The 5,690-nt window shown below is 58.5% G+C and carries 5 protein-coding genes; all 5 read left to right on the top strand.

Annotated elements, in window-relative coordinates; genetic code table 11:
- Nucleotides 1–205 precede the first annotated feature (205 nt).
- Nucleotides 206–1,627, top strand: a complete 1,422-nt coding sequence (locus ACIREA_RS25225) for a sulfatase (protein ID WP_397385092.1) — start codon at nucleotides 206–208, stop codon at nucleotides 1,625–1,627.
- A 24-nt stretch (nucleotides 1,628–1,651) separates the two neighbouring features.
- The gene (locus ACIREA_RS25220) at nucleotides 1,652–3,106 is read left to right on the top strand and encodes a DUF1501 domain-containing protein (protein WP_397385091.1); all 1,455 of its coding nucleotides are present in this window, start codon (nucleotides 1,652–1,654) and stop codon (nucleotides 3,104–3,106) included.
- A 46-nt stretch (nucleotides 3,107–3,152) separates the two neighbouring features.
- Nucleotides 3,153–4,100 carry a TlpA family protein disulfide reductase gene (locus tag ACIREA_RS25215; protein WP_397385090.1) on the top strand — a complete coding sequence of 316 codons (948 nt, stop codon included), beginning with the start codon at nucleotides 3,153–3,155 and terminating at the stop codon, nucleotides 4,098–4,100.
- A 97-nt stretch (nucleotides 4,101–4,197) separates the two neighbouring features.
- Nucleotides 4,198–5,157: a TlpA family protein disulfide reductase gene (locus tag ACIREA_RS25210; protein WP_397385089.1), complete on the top strand. Its 960-nt coding sequence runs from the start codon at nucleotides 4,198–4,200 to the stop codon at nucleotides 5,155–5,157.
- 4 nt (nucleotides 5,158–5,161) lie between these two features.
- On the top strand, nucleotides 5,162–5,690 hold a 529-nt coding region (locus tag ACIREA_RS25205), incomplete at its 3' end, for a CocE/NonD family hydrolase (protein ID WP_397385088.1).

The following is a 5,690-nucleotide window of genomic DNA, read 5'->3' as shown; positions in this document are numbered from 1 at the left end:
GCGATGCCATTCGCCACGTCGGTCGTGGCCGGTCGTGGTTTGACGTACAGGCGCACCGTCAGAGCGACGGGCAGAAGCACAAACAGCAGATGGTGGAGACTGATCAGCACAAGTATGGAGATGGCGATAGCAAGACGCCCGTCAATCATGGAATCTTGGGTGCATTGCTGACAGTTTGAGTCCTCCGGCATCGTTTGCCGCTGCCATGCGCTGCTTTCTCGCCCTTTTCCTGCTCCTCACTGCTGCCGCCTCGGCGGCCGAAAAGCCCAACATTATTTTCATTCTGGCCGATGATCTCGGCTGGGGGGATCTCGGATGTTATGGCAACAGGACCATCCGCACCCCGAACCTGGACAAAATGGCCCGGCAAGGTACGCTGTTCACACAGTTTTATGTGAACGCCTCCGTGTGCTCGCCGAGCCGCTGCGCCTTTTTCACCGGTCAGTATCCAGCGCGGCATCGCATCCATGGCCACTACGCCACCAAGGAGCAAAACGATGCGCGTGGCATGTCGAACTGGCTGGAGCCGCAGGTGCCGAATGCTGCGCGCTTGATGAAATCCGCTGGCTACACCACCGCGCACATCGGCAAGTGGCATCTGGGCAACAACTCCGGCGGGCCGCCGATCGACGCCTACGGCTTCGACTTTGTCGGCACTTCGGAAAAAGACGGCGCGAACGGACCGGGAGGAGATCCTTACTTTCGCGCCAAATCCACGGCTGTGTTTGTCGATGAATCGCTCAAGTTCATCGAGCAGGCCGGCGACAAGCCTTTTTACCTCCAGCTCTGGACGCTGGTGCCCCATGCCACGCTGAATCCGACGCCTGAACAACTGAAGCCGTATGCGCACCTGCGCGCCGGCGGCAAAGACTTCCCGCATGCTGCGGCCATGGAGATTTTCGCCGCGAGTGTGACGGACCTCGACACGCATATCGGGCGCTTGTTCGCCGGACTCGAACAACTCGGCAAGGACAAGGACACGCTCATCCTGTTCAGCAGCGATAATGGGCCCGAAGACATCCACATCGGCAATGCCGGCCACAGCGGCGTCGGCAGCGCTGGCCCCTTCCGTGGTCGCAAACGCAGCCTCTACGAAGGCGGCATTCGTGTGCCAGGCATTGTGCGCTGGCCGGGCAAGGTGCCTGCGGGTCGCATCGAGGATAAAGCGGTCATGGCTGGGGTCGATTGGCTGCCGACCCTCTGCAAGATCGCCGGTGCAGCGCTCCCTGCCGATCATGCCCTGGATGGCGAGGAGGTGAGCGATGTCCTGTTTGGCTCTTCACGTCCGCGCACGCGCCCGCTCATGTGGGAATGGCGGTTCAACATCGCCGGCGAACCCTTTCACCACAGCCCCGAACTCGCCATCCGCGATGGTGATTGGAAATTGCTCATGAATCCTGATCGCAGCCGCGTGGAGCTTTATGACATCATCAAAGACCTCGCCCAGCTCAACAACCTCGCCGAACACCATCCTGAGGTGGTTGAAAAGCTTTCTGCTCAAGTCACCGCATGGGCCAAGACCCTGCCTGAAGGTCCGCACGATCCCTCGGCCGGAAAGATGCATTCCGGCATGCCGGGCGATCCACCGAGAGGGCAGGCGAAAAAGAAAAATGCGCCAGTGAAGTGAATCTCGCAGCGTTTGAGTACTGTCATGCACGACATCGATCCCACCCTCCCCGAGCATCTCATCCGCCGCGATTTCCTGAAGAAGCTCGCGGCCGCCAGCACCGCGGCATGGATGACCGGCGCGCCGCGTGCCATCTGGGCAAAAACGGGTGACAAGGTGACGCATCCTCCTGCCAAGGCCGACGCCTGCATCCTGCTCTGGATGGCCGGCGGCATGGCGGCGCCGGACACGTTTGATCCGAAGGGTTACCTGCCGTTTGAGAAGGGGTTGGAGGTCAAGCGCATGCTCAGCACCTTCCCCGCGATCAACACCAACGTGGATGGCATCAAAATCTGCCAGGGGTTGGAAAACATCGCGCAGGTGATGGACCGCGCCACGCTGATCCGCAGCGCGGTGCAGCCTGACCTAGGCAGCATTTTGCATTCACGGCACCAGTTTCACTGGCACACCGGCTATGTGCCGCCGCAGACAGTGGCATGCCCGCACATCGGCTCCTGGATGGCCAAGGTGCTGGGCCCGCGCAATGCCGTGATGCCCGCATTCATCAATATCGGCCAGCGGCTTGAAGGCGTGGGCGAAAGCGAAGAGCTGAAGGCCTTCACCACCGCCGGATTTTTTGGCAGCGAGTTTGGCCCCATGAACCTGCCGTTTCCTGAAGAAGCCGCGCAGTCGGTGAAACCACCAAAGGGCATGGATGCGAATCGTTTCGCCAATCGCGACCGTCTCTTCCGCAAGCTCGTCGATCAAAGCCCGCAGCGCGAATTCATGAGCGACTACCAGCAGGAGTCCATGCTGCGCAGCATGGACAACGCCTACCGCCTGCTCAGCGCCAAGGAGCGCGAAGCCTTCGACATCACCCTGGAGCCCAAAGAGAGCTACGCCAAGTATGACACCGGCCGCTTTGGCCGTGGCTGCCTTCTCGCCCGCCGATTGGTCGAGGCGGGCACACGCTTCGTCGAAGTGACCACTGAATACGTGCCCTTCTTCCAATGGGACACGCACAAAGACGGTCACACCACCGTGGAAGCCATGCACAAGGAGATCGACCTGCCCATCGCACAGCTCGTGCGTGATCTGGAGGCGAAGGGGCTGCTGGAACGCACGCTCATCGTCATTGCCAGCGAGTTCAGCCGCGATGCGCTCATGGAAGGCAAACCTGGCTCCACCGCTAACGACCAGACCACCTTCAAAGTCGATACGCTCAGTGAGATGAAGCACTACGGTCTGCACCGCCATTTCACCGGCGGCACCAGCGTGGTGATGTTTGGCGGCGGCGTGAATAAAGGCCACCTGTATGGCGAGACCGCCGACGAGCGTCCTCTCATTGCCACCAAAAATCCCGTGAGCGTCATGGACCTGCATGCCACCATCATGACCGCCATGGGCATCAGTCCGAAGACGGAATTCGAAATCGAAGGCCGGCCCTTCTACGTCACCGAAGACGGGAAGGGGAGGGCCGTGACGGAAATCTTCGCGTAAAAAGATTGGTGGTGTGGATTTCATCCGTTTAGACTTTCCCTTTTTCATGAACGCTCTCCGCTTTTTCTGCCTCGGTGTCACGACTCTCGTCCTGACCGCTTCCCCTTTTCTTCGTGCTGCTGACGGCGATGGCGCATGGAAAAAGGTCACCGACGTCATTGAAGGCATCAAAAATCCGAAGGTGAAACCGCAGTCGGACGATGAAGCGATGGTGATGCTGAAGAAGAGCATCAAAGAGTTTGATGCGAACTATGAGGCCGCCATGAAGGCCTCACCTGCCAACCCCGCCCGCTGGGATGTCGCGCTCTTTGACTCCATGCTCGGACGGATACGCGAGATGGCGAATGTCCCTGGCCCTGATCAACAACCCATCAGCCTCGCGGACATCCTCAAAGCCGAAGACGCCAAGCCCGAGACAAAATCACAGGCCAGCCTGACCCTTGTCATGATGGCTTCTGACGCGGCGATCGCCCCAGGCGGCGACGCAGCGGCATGGATCGCCCAGGCGGAGAAGCATCTGAAGGATTTCCCCACCGAAAAGCTGAACAAGATGGTGGAGGACAGGATGTTTGACATCAATCTCCGGACGAAACCACTCGAACTGAAGTTCACCGCTCTTGATGGTCGTGAGGTGGATGTGAGCAAACTGCAGGGCAAGGTCGTCCTCATCGACTTCTGGGCCACCTGGTGCGGCCCCTGTGTCGAAGAACTGCCGATCGTCCAGCAGACCTACAAGGAGCTGCATGCGAAGGGCTTCGAAGTCATCGGCATTTCACTCGATGCCGACAAAGCCGAGCTGGAAGCCTTCGTAAAAGACAAGGGCATGGAATGGCCGCAGTACTTCGATGGCAAAGGCCCGGAGAACGCGCTCTTCCTCAAATACAAACTCGAATCCATTCCCACCATGTGGCTGCTGAACAAGAAGGGCGTGGTCGTGAGCATGAATGCTTTTGAGGATATGAAAGAGAAGGTCACGAAGCTGCTCGCCGAATAATCTCAGGACCTTTCTCCCAGGCCTCACCGGTGTCATTGACGGAAATCTTCACGTGAAAAGATTGGTGAGGCGGCGGTCTCACGTTTAGTCATGACTCATGAACGCGCATCGCCTTCTCAGCATCGGGGTCACGACTTTGTTCCTGGCCGCTTCTTCATTCCTGCATGCCGCCAATGGCGACGCTGAATGGCAAAAGGTGGATGACATTGTCGAAGGCATCAAAAATCCCAAGGACAAACCAAAATCCCGGGAGGAAGCGATCGCGCTGCTGAAAAAGGGACTGACAGAGTTTGATTCCGCTCATTCGGCGGCCATGAAGGCTGCGCCCGAAAATCCCTCCCGCTGGGATGCCGCCTTGTTTGAGATGATGGTCGGACGTGCGCGTGAAGTCGCAGGGGTCCCGGCTCCTGAAAAGAAAGCCGTCAGCCTTGAAGACATTCTCAAAGCTGCAGACGCCAAACCTGCAACCAAATCGCAGGCCAGTTTGATGAGTGTCATGGAGTCTGCCGAAGCCGCCGAAAGTTCTGAAGGGGACACCGCCGCATGGCTGGCGAAAGCAGAGAAGCATCTGAAGGATTTTCCCGCTGAAAAGATGAACAAGGTGGTGGAAGGCAAGATCATGAGCATCAAGGCCGCCGCCGACCTGAAGACCAAGCCGCTTGAATTGAAATTCACCGCCGTGGACGGCCGTGAAGTGGATGTGTCAAAACTTCAGGGCAAGGTCGTTCTCATCGACTTCTGGGCCACTTGGTGCGGGCCCTGCGTGGCCGAACTGCCGAATGTGCTCAAGGCTTATAAGGAACTGCACCCGAAGGGCTTTGAAATTGTGGGCATCTCGCTCGATGGTGAAAAGGCCGAACTGGAGGCCTTTGTGAAGGAGAAAGGCATGGAATGGCCGCAGTACTTTGACGGCAAAGGTTGGCAGAACGACATCTCCTCCAAATACGGCATCAATTCCATCCCCGCCATGTGGCTGCTCAATAAGAAGGGCATGGTTGTGAGCACCAATGCGCGTGGCGGACTGGAAGAACGGGTGACCAAACTTCTCGCGGAGTAAGATTATGATTCATCGCGCAGCCATCATGGCGGTCCTGCTGGTTGCTTCTTTCCTTAATGCCCAGGAAGCGGGCGTTAAGGTCGAGAAGAACGTCATGGTGGCGATGCGTGATGGCGTGAAGCTCGCCACAGATATTTATCTGCCTGCGGGCAGCGCCGAAAAGCTGCCCGTCATCCTCACGCGTCTGCCTTACAACAAGGACGGCGCGAAAAGTTTCGGTGAGTATTTTGCGGCGCATGGTTATGCGTTTGTGGCACAGGACACCCGTGGGCGCTATGCCAGCGAAGGCGTCTGGCACTGGATGACCGATGATGGCGTGGACGGCACGGACTGCGCCGCATGGATCGCCGCACAGCCCTGGGCAAACGGCAAGATCGGCATGGTGGGCACCTCGTATGTGGGTGGCACGCAGCACGCGATCGCCTTGGAAAAAGTGCCGCAGCTCACCACCGTCATCCCGGTGGATGCCGTGTCAAACATGGGACGACAGAGCATGCGCAATGCGGGTGCGTTTGAGATGCGCTTCTGGAACT

Origin of the sequence: Prosthecobacter sp., assembly GCF_044373815.1 — a bacterium.
GTDB lineage: Bacteria > Verrucomicrobiota > Verrucomicrobiia > Verrucomicrobiales > Verrucomicrobiaceae > Prosthecobacter.
The sequence above is the reverse complement of the archived record's forward strand: the minus strand, read 5'-3'. Positions and strand labels throughout refer to the sequence as shown.